This is a genomic window from Luteimonas sp. RC10 (assembly GCF_014192745.1).
Classification (GTDB): Bacteria; Pseudomonadota; Gammaproteobacteria; order Xanthomonadales; family Xanthomonadaceae; genus Luteimonas.
Genome location: NZ_JACHYJ010000004.1, coordinates 249,595 through 267,047, shown reverse-complemented (window position 1 = coordinate 267,047; position 17,453 = coordinate 249,595). Strand labels below are relative to the sequence as shown.

Sequence of the window (17,453 nt, the reverse complement as noted above, 5' to 3'; positions counted from 1 at the left end):
CAGCAGGGGCGCGGCAGCCGTCCTGCGCCGATCGCCGGATGGCGCCATGCCAGGACGCAACGCGTCAGCCGCCCTCGGCCACGTCCACCCAGACCAGCCGATGGTCGGTGCCATCGACGATCTCGGCATGCGGCGCGTCGCTGGGCGGCCAGAACACCCCGCTGGCGACCGGCACGTGGCCGACCGACGGCAGCACGTAGTCGAGTCGCAGATTGCCGACCCGCGGACCGAAGCTGCCGGTGTCGTGGGCGGCCGCGCCGCGGTGCTCGAGATTGGCCCCGCCATCGCGCGCCGCCGCCTCGACCGCACCTTCGCTGCGCGGCGTGGCCATCCTCAACACACGCGGGTGTTCCAGCAGGCCGACGATCGCCTCGTGCGCGCCGGCGCCGTCGACCGGATCGTTGTTGAGATCGCCCAGGATCACGAACCGGGCGTCGGCGGCCAACCCGCCGCAGCGCCCGGCGTCGTCGCATAGCCAGTCATGCGCGCCCGGCGACAGATAGTCGTGCCAGACGCGGATCTCGTCGTGGTTGCGCGCGACGTTGCGCTTCTCCGGTCCGTCGAACGCGGGCGGCGTGGGATGGGAGGCGAGCACGTGCAGCACGCCGGCGGGCGTGCGTACCGGCACGTCCCAGTGCGACTTGGACGACAGCCGCAACTGCGCCCACACCACGTCGGGATGGAACGGGGCGCCGGTCGCCGGGTCGTGCGGGCGCTGCGCATCGGGCATCGCGCTCCACTTGAGCCACTGGAACGTGCGCGCGGCCTCGGCGTCGATGGGGTAACGCGAGAGCAGCAGCATGCCGTACTGGCCCGGATGCAGGCCGTAGCCCCAGGCGTCGTTACCACGGTCGCGGCCCTCGCCGCCGACCGTGCCGTTGCCGTCGAGGTCCAGCCCGCTCTGCACGCCGGTGTTGACCGGCGCCAGGTAGCGGTAAGGATAGTGCAGCGGCGCACCGCCACCGGGCTGCGCGCGCTCGAGCCAGCGGGTCTGGAACAGCGTGGCCGCACTGCCGTCGGCGACGTAGTCGAACTCGTTGAGCAGCACGATGTCCGGACGCACCCGTTGCAGCACAGCGGCGACCTTGCGCGCACCCGCGTCGTCGCCCTGCAGACGCTGCAGCAGGCCACCGGGTTCGTCGCTGTTGAGCGAGGTGTTGTAGGTGGCGATGCGCAGCGCGCCGGCGGCGGGCGCAGGCGCCGGCGGCGAGGCCGTGGTCGGGCGATCGCCGTGCACATGGACCCGGACGCAGGCGGCCAGCCCCAGCGCGGCGACGACGAGCAGCAGCCAGAGCATGCCGCGCCTCATCGCGCCCACGCCGTCATCGGACGCCACTGGCGTCCATCGAAGCCTTCGAGCGGTTGGAAATTGCGTTTGTAGTCCATCTTGCGGTGTCCTTCGATCCAATAGCCAAGATACAGATACGCGCGTCCCTCGCGGCGGGCCCAGGCGATCTGCTGCAGGATCGCCAGTGTGCCCAGGCCGCGTGTTGATGCGTCGGGGTCGAAGAACGTGTAGACCGCCGAGAGCGCATCGTCGGCCAGGTCGGTGACCGCGACCGCGACCAGCCGGCCGTGCAGCCGCAGTTCCAGCAGGCGGCCATCGTTCCAGCGCCCGATCAGGAACTGGTCGAACTCCGCCGCGCCATGGTCGTCCATGCCGCCGTCGACGTGACGCGCGCGCAGGTAGCGCCGGTACAGCGCCAGGCGCTCGTCGTTGCGCCCGGCCGGCAGGATGCGCGCTGCGATGTCGGCGTTGCGCGCCAGGGTCCGGCGCTGGCTGCGATTGGGCACGAAGGCGGCGACCGGAATGCGCACCGCGACGCAGGCCCGGCATGCCGTGCAGTGCGGCCGGTAGAGCAGGTCGCCGGATCGGCGGAAGCCCCAGCGCAGCGCCTGCGGATAGGCCAGCGCGAGGCGGGGATCCTCGGGATCGAGCACGAGATCGCGGGCCACGCGCTCGGGCCAGTAACCGCAGGCGTGGGCGCCGCTGTGGAACAGGCGCAGTTCGTCCGCGACCGCGGCATCCTGGTGGCTGGGGCGGGGCGGTGACGGCATCGGGTCAGGATAGCGCCGGTCGTCGCAACGGATGCGACGGCGGCCGCCGTCTGCCGGCTGAACCGGCCCGGGACGGCGTCAACGTCAGACGCGGCGGGCGCGTTGATCGATGCACAGGGCGGCGCCGTGCCGTCCACAACGGGAACCCCACATGCACAAGACCCTGCTCTCTGCGGCGCTGCTCGCCGCACTGACTCTCGCTGCCGGCACCGCGTCGGCCCGTTCGCCGGCCGTCGCCGAAGGCGCCGCGCCGACCGGGGCCGAGGCGCAGGCACATCGCGGCCACGGCCGCCCTGGGCTGCCCCGCGATCCGATCGACGCGTTGGCGCGCCTGGACACCGATGGCGATGGCCGCATCAGCCGGGCCGAGGCCGAGGCGGGGCAGCAGGCCTGGCAGGCACGACGCGAGGCCCGATTGGCCGCGCATGCAGCGCGCGAGGGCGATGCGGCGCGGCCGGTCGACCGCGGCGCACGCAAGCCGCATGGCGGCCCGCACGGCGCGCATGCGCGTGGCGGGCGCGGCTTCGATCTGGTCGCCGACTTCGCGTCGATCGACCGCGATGGCGATGGCTATTTGACCCGGAGCGAGCTGCGGCGGTGGCATGACGCCAAGCGGGCCGAACGTCGCACCGAGGGCGAGCGTCGCTTCGACGCGATGTTCCGCGCTGCCGACCTCAACGGCGACGGCCGACTGAGCCGGGTCGAGGTCGATGAGGCGATGCCGCGGCTGGCCGAGCGCTTCGCCTGGTTCGACGAGAACCGCGACGGCACGCTCAGCCGCGAGGAACTGCGGGCCGCCCGGCCGCAGCGCTGAGTCGAGGATCGGGCCGGAGGCGTCGCATCAGGCGGCGCCTTTCGGCGTTGTATGTCGGGCGCGCGTGCGTCGGGCATGCGCGGTTCAGAGGGGCGCGATCGGACGTGGCCGCCAGGTACGACCGCTGCGATCAATGCCCGCGCAGGCCGATGATCACCAGCATGCCGATCACCATCAGATTGCCCAGCAGCATGCCGGTGCGGCCGAAGGTCAGCTCATAGATCCGTGCGCGTCGCCGCGCCCCGGCCGGGTCGCGCGCGGCATCGCGGGCGAGCAGGGGATTCATCAGCCGCGGCAACCGGGTCAACGCTGGCAACGTGATCGCGACCAGCAAGGTCACGGTCGCGATGCAGAACGCGGTGTAGCTGTTGCCTGAGACCGCATACGCCAGGCCCACGAAGGCACCACCGATCACCGAGGCCAGCATCCAGCGATCGTAGAAGCGCAGCAGCGCACGCCGCTCGTCGTCGGTGTCGGTGTACTGCAGCAGCAGCTTGCGGCACAGCCACCAGGTCAGCGCGCCGAACACCAGGCTGGCGCCGGCGGCACCGGCCGAACCGAACAGTGCCTTGCCGGCGACGCCGCTGCCGATCGTGCCGCCGGCTGCCCCCGCCGCCAGCGCCGGCTTGGTGAAGCTGCCCAGTCCGGCCACGACCAGCACGGTGAACGCGGTGCCGGGCGCGGAGCCTTCGGCGAAATCGCGGAAGCGCGCGATCAGGTCTTCGCGCAGGCTGCGCCGCGCCCGCGACAGGCGTTTGCGCACGGCCGCGTCCGACAGGCCGAGCAGCGCGGCGACTTGCCGGGAATTGCCGCCCTCGCGGTAGTACAGCAACAACACTTCGCGGCTGTCGTCGGGCAGCTCGGAGATCAGGTCGGCGGCCACGCGCCCGCTCTCGTCGTCGATGATCCGCTGCATCGGACAGCTATCGGGATCGGCGGCCTGCGCGATCGCGAGGTCTGCGACCTCACCGGCGACCAGCCGGTCGCGGCGCGCGCGCAGATGGTCGCGCGCGAGATTGCGGGTGATCTGGCGCAGCCACGGCAGGAAGCTGGTCGGGTTCTGCAGCCGTCCGAGCTGCTGCCAGGCCTTGAGATAGGCCTCCTGGGCGATGTCCTGGCTGGCCTGCACATCGCGGGTGATCGCCAGCGCGATCGCGGTCGTCGCGTTCTGGCTCAGCCGCACGATGCGCCCGTATGCGGCCTGGTCGCCATCGCGCGCGGCCGGCAGCTCCAGGTGGATCCGGTCTTCGAGGCTCGGGTCGGCGGCAATCGCGGACATCGGTCGTTTCCAGCTGAGGGTCCACCCAGGACGCATCCGGGCGGCCGGATGTGACCGGCCGGCCGATCATGCCGCATCCACGCGGCCGCGGGCAGCGACTGGCGGTGAGGCTTGCGCTACTTCGCCGGCGCGAAGCGCCAGTCGCGGCCCTGTCGCTGGACATCGAAGGTACGCGTGATCACGCCCTGGGCGGGGTCGCTGCCGCCGTTCGACAACTCGACCGTGCCCCGGCCCGAGCCGTCGGTGCGGTAGTTGTGGATCTCCAGCCACGCGGCCTGGCCGTCGCCGCCGGTGCAGGCCGAGGCCGGCAGCACCTGCGCATAGCCGGCTTCGAGCTCGGCCAGCAGCGGGGCGGTCGGGGTGTCGCCGTCGACGGCCACGCAGACCGGTCCCGATTGCGCGCGCAGCGCATCGGCGAGCAGGGTGCCGGCCAGCGCCTGCGGCACCGGGATGCGGTGGACCCCGGCCTCGACTGTCTGCGGCAGCATGTCCAGCGACGGTCCCTGCGCGGCGGGCGGCGCGATGTCGGGCGTCGGGGTCGGCGCGTCGGGCGAGGGCCGCGACCACCAGGACAGCCCGATCACCACGACCGCACCGCCCAGCAGGGCATAGCGGATCTTCGCCGCCCGGCTCAGGCCCCGGCGCGGTGGCGGCGCATTGTCGGCCGCGAACGTCAGCTCGCCCTGCGCCAGGTAGCTGCGCGTCGAGGGCTGGGTCTGCAGCAGGCCGGTGTCGCGCAGCAGCGCGCGTGCGCGCGGCTGGTCCTCCGAGCGCGTCACCCAGACCGCGGGCCGGGGGCCGGCGGCCTGGTCGCGATAGCTGAAGGTGCCGCGCCGGTTGCCCTTGTAGGAGCGGCCGTTGCTGATCTGCACCTCGATGCCTTCGGCGCGCAGCATGTCGGCGACGCGCTCGACGTTTTCCAGACGCGCGCTGGAGAAGACCTGGCGCATGTCAGTCGGCCGCCGGCGGGGTGTCGGGGCGCACGCGGATCATGCCTTCCTGCGCGCTGCTGGCGACCAGGCGCCCGGTGCGGTCGAAGATCTGGCCGCGGGCCAGGCCGCGCGCATCCTGCGCGCTCGGGCTGTCGAGCGAGTACAGCAGCCAGTCGTCGACCCGGAACGGACGATGGAACCACAGCGCGTGGTCGAGCGAGGCCATCTGCACATTCGGCTGGTAGTAGCTGATGCCGTGCGGGAAGGTCGCAGTGCCGAGCAGGTGGAAATCGGAGGCGTAGGCGAGCAGCGCGCGGTGCAGCGACGGCGCGTCGCCGACGCGCTCCGACAGCCGGAACCACACCTGCTGGAACGGCGGGCGCTTGGGCGGCTGCAGTTCGTCGCGCGGATACACGTGGCGGAACTCGAACGGGCCGCTGCGGTCGAGCCAGCGCTGCACCTTGACCGGCAACCGGGCCAGCACCTCGGCCGGCAGCGGGTCCTGCGGCGCGATGTCCTCGGGCGCGGGCACCTCGGGCATCGTCAGCTGGTGCGTGGCGCCGGCTTCGGCCTCCTGGAACGAGGCCGCGCAGAAGAAGATCACCTTGCCGTGCTGGATCGCGGTGACACGGCGCACCGAGAAGCTGCCGCCGTCGCGGGTGCGGTCGACGTCGTAGACGATCGGCGCATCGACGTCGCCGGCGCGCAGGAAGTAGGCATGCAGCGAATGCGCCGGGCGCGGTGCGGTCATCGTCGCCTGCGCAGCCGACAGTGCCTGGCCGAGCACCTGGCCGCCGAACACGTACTTGGTGCCGATGTCGCGGCTCTGGCCGCGGAACAGATTGTCCTCGAGGCGCTCGAGCGAAAGCAGGTCGATCAGTTCCGAAACGGGCGGGGTCATCGCGGCAGAGTCGTGGCGGGCAGCACCGGGCGGACGATTATAGGGGGCGCCCGGCGCCCGGCCCCGATCGCGACGTTCAGGCGACGATGCGGCGCAATGGCACCTGCGCCAGTACCGTGTCCCAGGGGAAGCGTGGGCCAGGGTCGCGCTTGCGCGGCACGCGCAGTTGCGGATCGTCGCTGGCCGGGACCTGCTCGAGATCGAGGTCCTCATGGCCGGCGATTGCGCGCAGCGACGGCAGCGTGTCGCACAACTGCCGCAGCAGCACGATCAGCGCCTCGATCTGCGCATCGGGGTAGGGCTCGTCCATCGCCTGGTGGCGCGAGTCGAGCCAGTGCGGGAAACGCCCGCGGTTGACCAGTTCGATGCCCACCGATTCGGCGTTGCGGCCGCGCACATGGTGGGCGACATGCTCGGCAGGCACGTATTCGACGATCGTGCCGTCGCGGTCGATGTACCAATGCCCGCTGTTGCCGGTGCCGGCGGCGTAGAGCACGCGCTCGCCGTAGGTCCGTGCCGTCGCCAGGTCCGGCAGTTCGGTGCAGTGGATCACCACCAGCGTGATGTCGGCACGCGCGCGCCGCGTGAGCCGGTCCACGTAGGGCAGCGGCTGCTGCACGAGGGTCGGAAGGGGCGCGGCGGCGGACATGGCGCGGATGGTAGCCCGGATCGCGCAGCACGACCGCGCGCCGGCGCAGGCACGTGCGCGTGTGCAAGGGGGTTCGGGCTACCATTGACCGGATGAGACTTCCGCCGCCCGATTCCCCGCTGCACGCCTTGATGACGCAGTTTCCCCGCACCGGCCGGCTCGACTGGATCGGCCTGCGTCCGGCGCGCGATGTCCCGATGACGGTCGTGGAGACCGCGCAGGCGCACACCGGCGCAGGGCTGGCCGGCGACCGCTACGCCGGTGGCAGCGGCAAGCGTGGCGCGACCCTGATCCAGGCCGAGCACCTGCCGGCGATCGCCGCGTTCAGCGGCCGGGACGCGGTCGCGCCGGCGACCTTGCGCCGCAATCTGGTGATCTCGGGCATTCCGTTGATCGCGTTCAAGGGCCAGCGTTTCCGCATCGGCGAGGTTGTGTTCGAAGGCACCGATCCCTGCGATCCGTGTTCGCGCATGGAGACCGTGCTGGGCGCGGGCGGTTACAACGCGATGCGCGGTATGGGCGGGCTGTGCGCGCGGATCGTGCAGGGCGGCACGCTGCGCGTCGGCGACGCCGTGCATTGGGAGGTGGCCGCATGAGTGCGCGGCGCGCGCCATTGCGAGGCCATTGCATCCTCTCGCACGGCTTCGAGAGCGGTCCGGACGCGACCAAGGTGACCGCGCTGGCGCAGGCGGCCGAGGCGCTGGGCTGGACCCACGAGCGCCCGGACTACACCGACCTGGATGCGCGGCGCGAGGTGAGCCCGCTGGGCGATGTCGGTGCGCGCATCGAGCGCTTGATGCAGGCCGCGACGGCTGCGGCTGCGCGCGGCCCGGTGGTGCTGGCCGGCTCGAGCCTGGGTGCGTGGATCGCCGGACATGTCTCGCAACGGGTGCCGGTCGCGGCGCTGTTTCTGATGGCGCCGCCGGTCCGGCTCGATGCCGCGCATCCATTGCAGGCCGCCGAGGTCCCGCTGTCGGTGATCCACGGCTGGCACGACGAACTGATCCCGGCCGCCGATGTCGTCGAGTGGACCCGCGCGCGGCGCGGCCGGCTGCTGCTGGTCGACGACGACCACCGCCTGGGCGCGCATGTCGCCGCCTCGGCGCAGGCCTTTGCCGAACTGCTGGTGCGACTGTAGGGCGGCACCCGCAGAACGCGCGCACAAGGCCTGACTGAGGCCGCGGCGGCGACAACCAGGCGCGCCCCTAGCCGTCCGTCGATCGGGTCACCGCTTCCCAGGTGGCGAGTTCGGCCTCCAGGGCGGCGAGTTTTCCGCGCACCAGCTCGAGCGCATCGCTGCCCAGCAGCAGGTGCGCCGGTGGATGTGGCGCGTCGAGCAGGGTCAGGATGGCGCGTGCGGCCTTGGCCGGGTCGCCCGGTTGGTGGCCGCTCCTGGACTGGCGCGCCTCGCGGATCGGGTCGAACAGCGCGTCGTAGTCGGCGATGCTGCGCGGGGTGCGGACCATCGAACGGCCCGCCCAATCGGTGCGGAACGCGCCGGGTGCCACCGCGGTGACGTGGATGCCCAGCGGCGCGACTTCCTTGCCCAGGGTCTCGGACATGCCTTCCAGCGCGAACTTGCTGCCGCAGTAGTAGGCGATGCCGGGCATCGTGATGAAGCCGCCCATCGAGGTGATGTTGACGATGTGCCCGCGCCGCCGCCGGCGCATCCCGGGCAGCACGGCCTTGATCATCGCGACCGCGCCGAACACGTTGACGTCGAACTGCCGGCGCAGCTCGTCCAGTGGGGATTCCTCCAGCACGCCCTCATGGCCGTAGCCGGCGTTGTTGACCAGCACGTCCAGCGGCCCGATGTCGGCCTTGATCGCATCGACGACGCCGGGGATGGCGTCGAAGTCGGTCACATCCAGGACCCGGCCTACCGCACCGGCACCCAGCGCCTCGAACGCCTGCTGCGCCTGCGGGCTGCGCACCGTGCCGACGACGCGATGGCCGGCGGCCAGGGCCGCCTGGGCGAGCGCACGGCCGAAGCCACTGCTGACGCCAGTGATGAGCAGGGTTTTCGACTGTGCCACGGCATGCTCCGGGGTTCGAGGTGTGGATGTAGGATGCTATGGGCGCCATGCAGCCACGACGCCGAAACGTCTGTTTTGCTTGCCTATTCCTATGAATTCCGCACTCGATTCCATTGCATTGCTGCGCGCGCTGGCGCCGCGCGAGGGCTACAACCTGACCGCCTTGCCGGACGTGCGGGTGCTGCGCTCGGACCGGCCGCTGACGCTCACGCCGGTGCTCTACGACCCCGGCATCGTCTTCGTGTGCCAGGGCGCCAAGCGGGGGTACTTCGGCGATGCGGTGTTCGTCTACGACGAGCAGCATTACCTCGCGGTCTCGGTGCCGGTGCCGTTCACCATGCAGTCCGAGGGCAGCGCGGAGCGGCCATTGCTGGCGCTGTATCTGCATCTGGACGTGCCGCTCGCGGCGGGCTTGATGCTCGAGATCGAGCACGCCGGCGGCGTGCCCCCCGCGCAGGCGCCCAAAAGCCTGGTGTCCAGCCCGATGGACGACACGCTGCGCCAGACCGTGCAGCGCCTGTTGCAGGTGCTGAGCCAGCCGCTGGACGTGGCGATCCTCGGCCGTGCGCTCGTACGCGAGCTGTACTTCCGCGTGCTGACCGGACCGCAAGGGCAGACGCTGCGCGCGGCGCTGGCCCAGCAGGGTCCGTTCGGCCGCATCGGCCGGGCGCTGCAGCGGATCCATCGCGATCACGCCCGACGGCTCGATGTCGCGCAATTGGCGCAGGCGGCCGGCATGAGCACGCCGTCGTTCCACGCCCATTTCAAGGCCGTGACCCAGGTCGCGCCGATGCAGTATCTGAAGTCGATCCGCCTGCACCAGGCGCGGGTGCTGATGGCGCGCGACGGGATGACCGCCACGGCCGCCTGTCATGCGGTGGGGTACGAGAGCGCGTCGCAGTTCAACCGCGAGTTCAAACGGCTGTTCGGCCGGCCGCCGCGGGCGGAGGTCGCGCGCATGCGCGCCGATTTCGCCGTGCCGCCGGCCGTGCCCAGCGGTGGATTCGTCGCCTCGCACTGAGCGGCGACGCGGGCGCCACCGTCGCGATCGGCGAGTGCGTCACGCCGGGACGCGCTCGTGTCCCTGCGCCATGAAGGCGCTGGGTGGCCAGGCGGCCACGTCGCAGTGCGGCCGCCGCCCCGTGCGGTGCCGCGGGGGGCAGCAACACGTCGCGCTGCCCCGCGGAAGGGGGGCACAGGGCCCTGTGGTATTTTGCGCGCCATCTTCGTGCCGTGCGTTGCGCGCCGTTCCGATCGGTGGCCGCAACCGTGCCGCCCAGATCCGGTGCGAGCGCTGGCGATGCGCAACGCGCGCGGCGTGCGCCGCGTCTTTCCTTCCCTTGAGTGGTCCGCCTGCCCGTGAAATTCTTCGTCTCCTGCGCCAAGGGCCTGGAATATCTGCTCGTCGATGAGGTGCTCGCGCTGGGCGCGGCCCAGGCCACGGCCACCGTCGCCGGCGTCAATGCCGAAGGCACGCTGCAGGACGCGCAGCGCGCGGTGCTGTGGTCGCGGCTCGCCAGCCGGGTGCTGTGGCCGATCGCCGATTACGCCTGCGAACACGAGGACGCGCTGTACGCCGGCGCGCGCGCGGTCGACTGGGCGGCCCATCTGGATCCGTCGATGACGTTGGCGATCGATGCCCACGTCTCCGGCAGCGCGATCACCCACGCGCGCTACGCCGCGCAACGGGTTAAGGATGCGATCGTCGACACCCTGCGCGAGGCCACCGGCGCGCGCCCGGATGTCGATGTCGAGGCGCCGGACCTGCGCCTGAGCCTGGTGGTGCGCAAGGGGCGCGCATTGCTCTCGGTGGACCTGGGGGGCGGGCCGTTGCACCGCCGCGGCTGGCGCCGCGCCCAGGGCGATGCGCCGCTGAAGGAAAACCTCGCCGCAGCGGTGCTGATGCGCGGCGGCTGGCCGGCGCTGTACGCCGCGGGTGGCGCGTTGCTCGATCCGATGTGCGGCAGCGGCACGCTGCTGATCGAAGGGGCGTTGATGGCCGCCGATGTCGCGCCGGGCCTGGCCCGCGACGGCGGCGCGGCGACCACCGGCCGGACGCCGAGTCGCTGGCACGGCTTCGATGCCGCCTATTGGCGAACCCTGTGCGACGAGGCCCTGGCGCGCGAGCGCAGCGGCCGCGAGCACCTGCGCACCGCGTTCTTCGGCCGCGATCTCGACCCACACGCGGTGCATGCCGCACGCGAGAACGCCACCGCGGCCGGGCTGCGCGACGCGATCGACTGGCAGGTCGGCGACGTCGTCGCCCTGCAGGCGCCACCGTCGTCCGCGCTGTCCGACGGCGCCGCACCGAACGACGCCGCGCCGCGCGGCCTGGTGGTCTGCAATCCGCCCTATGACGCCCGCCTGGCCGCCGATGCCGCGCTCTACCGCAGCCTCGGCAATGCGCTGGCGCGCGCGGTGCCGGACTGGCGTGCGAGCCTGCTGTGCGGCGATGCCGAACTCGCGCACGCGACCGGCCTGCGCGCGAAGAAGAAGTACCAGGTCTTCAATGGTGCGCTCGAGTGCAGCCTGATCGTCTGCGATCCGGTGCGTCCGCCGCAGCGCGAGGTCGACGACGCCCCGCAGACGCTGAGTGATGGCGCGACGATGGTCGCCAACCGCCTGCGCAAGAACCTGCGCAGGTTCAAGGCCTGGCGCGAGCGCGAAGGCGTGACCTGCTACCGCGTCTATGACGCCGACCTGCCCGAGTACGCGGCCGCGATCGACGTCTACATCCAGTCCGAATCCGACCCGACCGCCGATGGCGCGCCGCTGTGGCTGCATCTCCAGGAGTACGCCGCGCCGGCCGAGATTCCCGAGGCCACGACCCGGCGACGCTTCGGCGACGTGCTGAGTGCGGCCCGCGAGGTGTTCCGCATTCCGCGCGAGCGCATCGCGATCAAGACCCGCAGCCGCGGCAAGGGCGGCAGCAAGTACGGCCGGCTCGACGCGCGCCATGCGTTCATGCTGGTCGACGAGGGCCAGGTGCGCCTGCGCGTGAACCTGTTCGACTATCTCGACACCGGCCTGTTCCTCGACCATCGCCCGATGCGCCTGCGCATCGCGGAAGAAGCGGCAGACACACGCTTTCTCAACCTGTTCGGCTACACCGGGGCTGCGACCGTGCATGCCGCGGCCGGCGGCGCACGGACGACCACGACCGTCGACCTGTCGGCGACCTACCTGCAGTGGTGCGCGGACAATCTCGCCGCCAACGGCATGGGCGGCGCCCGGCATCGGCTGGTGCAGGCCGACGCGCTGCAGTGGCTGGAAGCCGAGACCGCGCAGTACGACCTGATCTTCTGCGACCCGCCGACGTTCTCCAATTCGGCGCGGGCCAAGGATTTCGACATCCAGCGCGAGCACGTGCGCCTGCTGCGCGCGGCCGTTGCCCGGCTGGCGCCCGGCGGCGCGCTGTATTTCTCCAACAATTTCCGTCGATTCCGGCTCGACACCGAGGCGGTGGCCGCGTTCGCGCACTGCGAGGACATCACACCGGCGACGATCGCGCCCGATTTCGAGCGCAACCCGCGCATCCACCGCGCCTGGCGCTTGACCGCGCGCTGACGCAGCCGGGCCCCCGCTCGGGCCCGGTCGCGCGCCCGCGATGTGGGCCGGGGGACCGACCTGGCCCGGCATGACGCGAGGCGACGCGCTGCGCCTGGTACCGGCGGAAACCTTGCGTTCCATCCACGCCGGTGGAATCGGCCCGCCGCACCCGCATCGTGTGCGCTCAGACCCTGTTCGGAGTTCCCCGATGACCGCCTCCCAGACCGCCCGCGTCGTGCGCACCGTGCGCGGCATGCCCGCCAGCGACGGCGCCGGCGTCAAGCTCACCCGCGTCATCGGCACGCCGCAGTTGCCCGATCTCGATCCGTTCCTGATGCTCGACGAGTTCGGCACCGACCGCGCCGAGGACTACCTGGCCGGTTTTCCCGACCATCCGCATCGCGGCTTCGAGACCGTGACCTATATGCTCGACGGGCGCATGCGCCATCGTGACAACCACGGCAACGAGGGCCTGCTGGTCCCCGGCAGCGTGCAGTGGATGACCGCCGGGCGCGGCCTGGTGCATTCGGAAATGCCCGAGCAGCAGGCCGGACGGATGCGCGGCTTCCAACTGTGGGTGAACCTGCCCGCGCGCGAAAAAATGACCGCGCCGCGCTACCAGGAGTTTGCGCCCGACCGGTTGCCGGTGGTCGAGCCCGCGCCGGGCGTGACGGTCAAGCTCATCGCCGGCAGCGTGGACGGCACCGCCGGTCCGATCGCGCAACCGGCGACCGAGCCGCTGTATCTGGACATCGCACTGGCGCCGGGCAGCGCGTGGGCGTTCGACCTGCCCGACGGCCACAACGTCTTCGCTTACGTCTACGAAGGTCAGACGACAGTGGGCGAGGGCGAGGAGACGCGCCCGCTCGCGGCGCAGGAACTTGGCGTGCTCGGCGGCGGCGCGCGGTTGCAACTGCATGCCGGCGAACAAGGCGCGAAGCTGATCGTCGTCGGCGGGCGTCCACTGCGCGAGCCGGTGGCCCGTCATGGCCCGTTCGTCATGAACACCCGCGAAGAACTGATGCAGGCGTTCGTGGATTTCCAGGAAGGCCGGTTCTAGATAAGACCGGTTCTAGAAAAGACCGGTTCTAGAAAAGACCGGTTCTAGAAAAGACCGGTCTAGAGCCGGCCCCGCGCACGTCCGCCTCAGTTGCCCAGGCGGACGTCGGCGAATTCCAGTTGCTCGACCTGGCGCAACGTGCGCGCCAGCTGCGCCGGGTCGTCGGCGCGCACGATGATGTGGGCGTAGTGGCCCGAGGCCAGTTCCAGCAGCGTCTCGCGCACGATGGCACTGGTCAGGTCGTTCTGCGGCGCATGCCACCATGCCGAGAGCCCGTCGATGCGGACCGGATGGCCGATCCGCTCGCCCCGGCGCGGCTGGAACGTCGGCGTGCGCCCGATCGCGACCGCGAACGGCTGGCGTTGAGTGTCGAACTCGATCGCGCGGCAGAACACGAAATCCTCGCTCTCCTGCACGCTCCACTGCACGTTGGCGATGACCGGCAACTGCGGGCAGGCACTGGCGCTCTCGGCCTGCGCGGCGGCAGTGCCGCAGCACAATGCGCCAAGCAACGTCAGCGTTCGGATGCGATGCATCATCGGCTCCCTGTATGACCTGGGCAGACCATAGCGCAGGGGCCGGCGGGCGAGTATCGGAAACGAAGAGAACGCGCGTCGGATTGCGGCGCATCCGCAGATCGGAGACCTGCGCGTCTTTGCGACGGTCCGCATTGTGGCGCTCAAGATCGCGCGTTGGCGACAGGCTTGCGCCGTCGATTGCCCGTCATTGGTTGCACAGGCCAGCGCGCCAGGCGGCGAGCTTGTCGTCGAACCGCAGCACCGCATGCGCCGGGCTCGTCGAGGGGAGCCGCGCCAGGTCCGGGACGCGCGGCAACACCGGCAGCACGTGCCGGCGGAACAGGGTCTGCGCAGCGCTGCCGTTGAAGCGGATGCGGTCGATGCCCGGATGGGCCGCCAGCAGACCGGCGATGTCGTTGGCGACGACACTGCCGGCCTCGATCCGGGCATCCAGACTGCCGGGACGCACGCATTCGCCAGCGACGTCCCACAAGGCGATCCCGGCCCGTTGCAGACGCGCCAGCCGCTGCGCATAGGGCAGTTCGGGCCCGGCGTCGAACAGCGCGCCCATGATCGGCCAGAACAGGTTGCGCGGATGCGCGTAGTAGCGGCCCGCATCGAGCGAGGCCACGCCCGGCATGCTGCCGAGCACCAGCACGCGCGCGCCGGGGCCGACGACGGGGGCGAAGCTGCGCAGGACCGGGTCTGGCATCGGGGCGGACGTGGGGCGGGGGCCCGCATGCTGCCATGCCGGCGATGACGCCTGCGCACCTGGGGTCGACCCGGGCTGGGGTCGGCCCCGGATTGCCCTGACCGGGCCGGTCGCCGAGGGTGGCGCTATCCCGTCGCGAGTCTGCCGCCATGGTCAACGCCGTCTCATCGCTCTCCAGCCACGTGTCCCCCAGTGCCGGCAGCGACTACGCTGTGCGTCCCGGCGATACGCTGTCGGCGATCGCGCAGCAGCACGGTGTCAGCCTCGACGCGCTGCTGGCCGCCAATCCCCAGGTCCGCGATCCGGACCGGATCGCCGGCGGCCAGACGCTGTCGATTCCCGAGCCGGTCGCCGGGACCGCGGCGCCGGCGGCGCATGCCAACTCCGAGCCGTTGTCGAGCGTGCACCCGAGCATCCGTGCGCAGCTGCCCGCGGCCAACGACGGCGGTGCCGGCTGGATGGCCATCGCCGAGCGCGAACTGGGGCAGGCCGAGGTCTCGGGCACGCGCGCGAACCCGCGGATCATGGAGTACCACGCCGCGTCCGGCTTCTGGGGCAAGGACGACAGCGGCCGCGACAACGCCTGGTGCGGCTCGTTCGTCGCCTTCGTCATGAAGGAGGCAGGCCATCCGATCGCCAACGAGGCCTACCGCGCGCGCGAGTGGGCGAACTGGGGCGAGGCGGTGCCGCGCGCCGACATCCAGCGCGGTGACGTGGTCGTGTTCCCGAACCATGTCGGCTTCGTCGACCGGGTCGAGGGCAACACCGTGCATCTGCTCGGCGGCAACCAGAGCAATGCGGTCAACGTGGCCCCGTATGACCTGGGCAATGCGATCGCGATCCGGCGTCCCAGCGGGGCGCCGGCCGCGCCGTCGCCGACGCCGGACCCGACAGGGCCTGCGCCCAACCCATCGCCGGCCCCGCGTGGCGGCCAGGTCACGGTGGTCGCTGGCGATACCCTGTCAGGCATCGCGCGCCGTCACGACGTCGGGCTCGATGCACTGCTGGCGGCCAATCCGCGCTTCGTCGCCGCGCCCGACCGGATCCATCCGGGCGACACGGTTGCACTGCCGGCAGGGGCGAGCACCACGGTGACCGTGCGCGACGGCGACACCCTGTCAGGCATCGCCGGGCGGCATGGCGTCGGCCTGCCGGCGCTGCTGCAGGCCAATCCGCACCTGGCGGCGAACCCGGACCTCATCCATCCCGGGCAGTTCGTCCGGGTGCCCAGCGGCGCGGTGTCCACCCCCTCCACCTCCACCGCGTCCGGACCGGATGCGACGGCGACGGTGGGCGAGGGCGGCGCGAGCGCCCGTGCGCAGGGCCGCGATACCGTCATCACCCATGCCGACGGCGCGGTCGAGACCCGCAGCGGCGGCACGCTGGCCTGGCGCAACCACAATCCCGGCAACATCCGCGCCGGCGACTTCGCCAATGCCCATGGCGCGCTCGGCACCGGGCCGGGCGGCTTTGCGGTATTCCCCGACCGCGCCACCGGCGAACGCGCCATCGGCGCGCTGTTGCAGGGGCCGAGCTATCGCAACCTGAGCATCAACGATGCGATCCACCGCTACGCGCCGCCGGTGGAGAACGACACCAACGCCTACCAACGGACCATCGAACGGCTGACCGGGCTCGACAGCGGCCGCAGCATCGCCAGTCTGTCGGCCGCCGAGCTCTCGCGCGTGGTCGGCGCGATCCAGGTGGTCGAGGGCTGGCAGGAAGGCCACGTGACCCGCACGCCATGACGGCGCAGCATGCGTGGCCGGCAGCCCGGCCGGTGCGTGTGGCGCACCGCGGCCGGGAGCTGGCGCCGCCACGCGCCGGGCTCTAGGCTGGGCCATCGCCCTGTTCGGAGCCCGCCGTATGGCCGTGCGCGACTGCAGATTCGCCTGGATGTTGGCCCTGGCCGGACTCGTGGCCTGCGGGCAGCCGCCGGGGGCGCCGACGCAGGCACCGCCTGCGCCGTCCGGGGGCGACGCCGGGACTGGGGCCGCGGTGGATGCCGCGCCCGCGCCTGCACCTGCGGAGCCCGCGCGCTATCGCCTCGAGCCCGAGGTCTCGGTGGTCATCGGCCGGGTGGCGATGCGCGAGGAACGTGGCCCGCCGGGCTTCGGGGAATCGCCGGACGATCCGGTGGTGCGGGTACCTGTGCTGCAGTTGGACGCGCCGATCGAGGTCGAGGACGGCGCCACGACGCGGCGGGTGGACGCGTTGCAGCTCGCCGGCAGCGGCGCCAGCGGACTCGCGCCGGGATGTCGGCGTGTGCGCGGCACGTTGTTTCCCGCCGAGACCGGCCATCACTACACCGAGGTGCTGATCCAGGTCGCCGACAGTGCGCCCTCGGACGCCTGCACGCGCGCCAACGATGACGCCGCGTCCTGCCTGGCCGGCGATTTTGGCGCGGCGTGGCCGGCATTTCGCGATGCGCTCGCGCGGCGCGACTGTGCCGCCCTGGTCGCCCACGCCCGGCTGCCACTGGCCGCGCCGGGCCTGTTGGACGACGATCCGGTCCAGACCCTCGACCGCGCCGCGCTGCTGGCGGCGTGCCCGGCCTGGCTCGACGCCGATGCGGGCCTGCCACGGGACTGGCGTCCGCTGGCCGACTACGCGGCCTCGCCCGACAGCGCAGCACCGGACTGGCGGATCGCGCCGGGCGTCGACGACCAGGCGCGCATCGGCGCGTTGGAATTCGCGCGCGAGTCCGGCTGCTGGCGCTGGACGGCGTACTACCGGCAGTAGCGTCGCGGAGCGGGGCCGGGCGCCATCGCCCCGGTGGGGCGGCGGTCGGTGCGGACGCCATGGCGCACGGGATCGGATGCGGCGATTCCCGACCCGCGGCCGCGCAGTCGCCGGACGGCGCAAGGCCGCGCCGCGCGGCAGGCTGTCGGCAGGCCAGTGCAGGACGCGCGGATGGAACAGGGCGAGGGTGCGATCGCCGGGCG

General features: G+C 72.0%; 16 protein-coding genes and 1 pseudogene. 8 read left to right on the top strand and 9 right to left on the bottom strand.

Annotation, left to right across the window (positions count from 1 at the left end):
* Positions 1 to 64: 64 nt before the first annotated feature.
* Both FHW73_RS09680 and FHW73_RS09675 read right to left on the bottom strand, forming a co-directional pair.
* Positions 65 to 1,297, bottom strand: coding sequence for an endonuclease/exonuclease/phosphatase family protein (locus tag FHW73_RS09680; RefSeq protein WP_183426479.1), 1,233 nt, complete (start codon positions 1,295 to 1,297; stop codon positions 65 to 67).
* A gap of 8 nt (positions 1,298 to 1,305) precedes the next feature.
* A pseudogene (locus tag FHW73_RS09675) lies at positions 1,306 to 2,165 on the bottom strand (arginyltransferase).
* A gap of 44 nt (positions 2,166 to 2,209) precedes the next feature.
* Here FHW73_RS09675 and FHW73_RS09670 point away from each other — a divergent pair.
* Positions 2,210 to 2,872 (top strand): EF-hand domain-containing protein, encoded by a 663-nt coding sequence (locus tag FHW73_RS09670; protein WP_183426477.1) that lies wholly within the window; start codon positions 2,210 to 2,212, stop codon positions 2,870 to 2,872.
* Positions 2,873 to 3,002: 130 nt separating this feature from the next.
* Here the strand turns inward: FHW73_RS09670 and FHW73_RS09665 are convergent, their stop codons facing one another.
* The 4 genes from FHW73_RS09665 to FHW73_RS09650 form a co-directional block, all read right to left on the bottom strand.
* Positions 3,003 to 4,151 (bottom strand): RNA polymerase sigma factor, encoded by a 1,149-nt coding sequence (locus FHW73_RS09665; RefSeq protein ID WP_183426476.1) that lies wholly within the window; start codon positions 4,149 to 4,151, stop codon positions 3,003 to 3,005.
* A 116-nt stretch (positions 4,152 to 4,267) separates the two neighbouring features.
* Positions 4,268 to 5,101, bottom strand: a complete 834-nt coding sequence (locus FHW73_RS09660) for a hypothetical protein (RefSeq protein WP_183426475.1) — start codon at positions 5,099 to 5,101, stop codon at positions 4,268 to 4,270.
* 1 nt (position 5,102) lies between these two features.
* A complete protein-coding gene (gene tesB / locus FHW73_RS09655; RefSeq protein WP_183426474.1) occupies positions 5,103 to 5,984 on the bottom strand; it encodes an acyl-CoA thioesterase II in 882 nt (293 codons plus the stop codon).
* 76 nt (positions 5,985 to 6,060) lie between these two features.
* Positions 6,061 to 6,633: an N-acetylmuramoyl-L-alanine amidase gene (locus FHW73_RS09650; RefSeq protein ID WP_183426473.1), complete on the bottom strand. Its 573-nt coding sequence runs from the start codon at positions 6,631 to 6,633 to the stop codon at positions 6,061 to 6,063.
* Between the two features lie 92 nt (positions 6,634 to 6,725).
* On the opposite strand from FHW73_RS09650, the gene FHW73_RS09645 reads away from it, so the two are divergent.
* Together FHW73_RS09645 and FHW73_RS09640 are read left to right on the top strand one after the other, a co-directional pair.
* Complete coding sequence (locus FHW73_RS09645) at positions 6,726 to 7,229, top strand: MOSC domain-containing protein (RefSeq protein WP_183426472.1); 504 nt, start codon at positions 6,726 to 6,728, stop codon at positions 7,227 to 7,229.
* Positions 7,226 to 7,771 (top strand): YqiA/YcfP family alpha/beta fold hydrolase, encoded by a 546-nt coding sequence (locus tag FHW73_RS09640; protein ID WP_183426471.1) that lies wholly within the window; start codon positions 7,226 to 7,228, stop codon positions 7,769 to 7,771. The genes FHW73_RS09645 and FHW73_RS09640 overlap by 4 nt, the downstream gene beginning before the upstream one ends.
* Before the next feature lie 67 nt (positions 7,772 to 7,838).
* Here FHW73_RS09640 and FHW73_RS09635 read toward each other — a convergent pair whose 3' ends face one another.
* A complete protein-coding gene (locus tag FHW73_RS09635; protein WP_183426470.1) occupies positions 7,839 to 8,669 on the bottom strand; it encodes an oxidoreductase in 831 nt (276 codons plus the stop codon).
* 91 nt (positions 8,670 to 8,760) lie between these two features.
* Here FHW73_RS09635 and FHW73_RS09630 point away from each other — a divergent pair, with 91 nt between their 5' ends.
* The 3 genes from FHW73_RS09630 (at position 8,761) to FHW73_RS09620 (ending at position 13,278) form a co-directional block, all read left to right on the top strand.
* Positions 8,761 to 9,690: an AraC family transcriptional regulator gene (locus FHW73_RS09630; protein ID WP_183426469.1), complete on the top strand. Its 930-nt coding sequence runs from the start codon at positions 8,761 to 8,763 to the stop codon at positions 9,688 to 9,690.
* A gap of 338 nt (positions 9,691 to 10,028) precedes the next feature.
* Positions 10,029 to 12,236 carry a bifunctional 23S rRNA (guanine(2069)-N(7))-methyltransferase RlmK/23S rRNA (guanine(2445)-N(2))-methyltransferase RlmL gene (gene rlmKL, locus FHW73_RS09625; RefSeq protein WP_183426468.1) on the top strand — a complete coding sequence of 736 codons (2,208 nt, stop codon included), beginning with the start codon at positions 10,029 to 10,031 and terminating at the stop codon, positions 12,234 to 12,236.
* A 190-nt stretch (positions 12,237 to 12,426) separates the two neighbouring features.
* Positions 12,427 to 13,278, top strand: a complete 852-nt coding sequence (locus FHW73_RS09620; protein WP_183426467.1) for a pirin family protein — start codon at positions 12,427 to 12,429, stop codon at positions 13,276 to 13,278.
* Between the two features lie 86 nt (positions 13,279 to 13,364).
* Here the strand turns inward: FHW73_RS09620 and FHW73_RS09615 are convergent, their stop codons facing one another.
* Both FHW73_RS09615 and FHW73_RS09610 read right to left on the bottom strand, forming a co-directional pair.
* Complete coding sequence (locus FHW73_RS09615) at positions 13,365 to 13,814, bottom strand: hypothetical protein (protein WP_183426466.1); 450 nt, start codon at positions 13,812 to 13,814, stop codon at positions 13,365 to 13,367.
* A 187-nt stretch (positions 13,815 to 14,001) separates the two neighbouring features.
* Positions 14,002 to 14,508 carry a DNA-deoxyinosine glycosylase gene (locus FHW73_RS09610; RefSeq protein WP_183426465.1) on the bottom strand — a complete coding sequence of 169 codons (507 nt, stop codon included), beginning with the start codon at positions 14,506 to 14,508 and terminating at the stop codon, positions 14,002 to 14,004.
* Positions 14,509 to 14,657: 149 nt separating this feature from the next.
* On the opposite strand from FHW73_RS09610, the gene FHW73_RS09605 reads away from it, so the two are divergent.
* Complete coding sequence (locus FHW73_RS09605; RefSeq protein ID WP_183426464.1) at positions 14,658 to 16,256, top strand: TIGR02594 family protein; 1,599 nt, start codon at positions 14,658 to 14,660, stop codon at positions 16,254 to 16,256.
* Between the two features lie 250 nt (positions 16,257 to 16,506).
* Complete coding sequence (locus FHW73_RS09600; protein WP_183426463.1) at positions 16,507 to 17,250, top strand: DUF4431 domain-containing protein; 744 nt, start codon at positions 16,507 to 16,509, stop codon at positions 17,248 to 17,250.
* Positions 17,251 to 17,453: the final 203 nt, after the last annotated feature.

Bases quoted from the DNA above. Each gene is read 5' to 3' on its own strand.
- FHW73_RS09680 (WP_183426479.1), bottom strand. From the start codon at position 1,297: ATGCTCTGGCTGCTGCTCGTCGTCGCCGCGCTGGGGCTGGCCGCCTGC.
- FHW73_RS09670 (WP_183426477.1), top strand. From the start codon at position 2,210: ATGCACAAGACCCTGCTCTCTGCGGCGCTGCTCGCCGCACTGACTCTC.
- FHW73_RS09665 (WP_183426476.1), bottom strand. From the start codon at position 4,151: ATGTCCGCGATTGCCGCCGACCCGAGCCTCGAAGACCGGATCCACCTG.
- FHW73_RS09660 (WP_183426475.1), bottom strand. From the start codon at position 5,101: ATGCGCCAGGTCTTCTCCAGCGCGCGTCTGGAAAACGTCGAGCGCGTC.
- tesB (WP_183426474.1), bottom strand. From the start codon at position 5,984: ATGACCCCGCCCGTTTCGGAACTGATCGACCTGCTTTCGCTCGAGCGC.
- FHW73_RS09650 (WP_183426473.1), bottom strand. From the start codon at position 6,633: ATGTCCGCCGCCGCGCCCCTTCCGACCCTCGTGCAGCAGCCGCTGCCC.
- FHW73_RS09645 (WP_183426472.1), top strand. From the start codon at position 6,726: ATGAGACTTCCGCCGCCCGATTCCCCGCTGCACGCCTTGATGACGCAG.
- FHW73_RS09640 (WP_183426471.1), top strand. From the start codon at position 7,226: ATGAGTGCGCGGCGCGCGCCATTGCGAGGCCATTGCATCCTCTCGCAC.
- FHW73_RS09630 (WP_183426469.1), top strand. From the start codon at position 8,761: ATGAATTCCGCACTCGATTCCATTGCATTGCTGCGCGCGCTGGCGCCG.
- FHW73_RS09620 (WP_183426467.1), top strand. From the start codon at position 12,427: ATGACCGCCTCCCAGACCGCCCGCGTCGTGCGCACCGTGCGCGGCATG.
- FHW73_RS09615 (WP_183426466.1), bottom strand. From the start codon at position 13,814: ATGCATCGCATCCGAACGCTGACGTTGCTTGGCGCATTGTGCTGCGGC.
- FHW73_RS09610 (WP_183426465.1), bottom strand. From the start codon at position 14,508: ATGCCAGACCCGGTCCTGCGCAGCTTCGCCCCCGTCGTCGGCCCCGGC.
- FHW73_RS09605 (WP_183426464.1), top strand. From the start codon at position 14,658: ATGGTCAACGCCGTCTCATCGCTCTCCAGCCACGTGTCCCCCAGTGCC.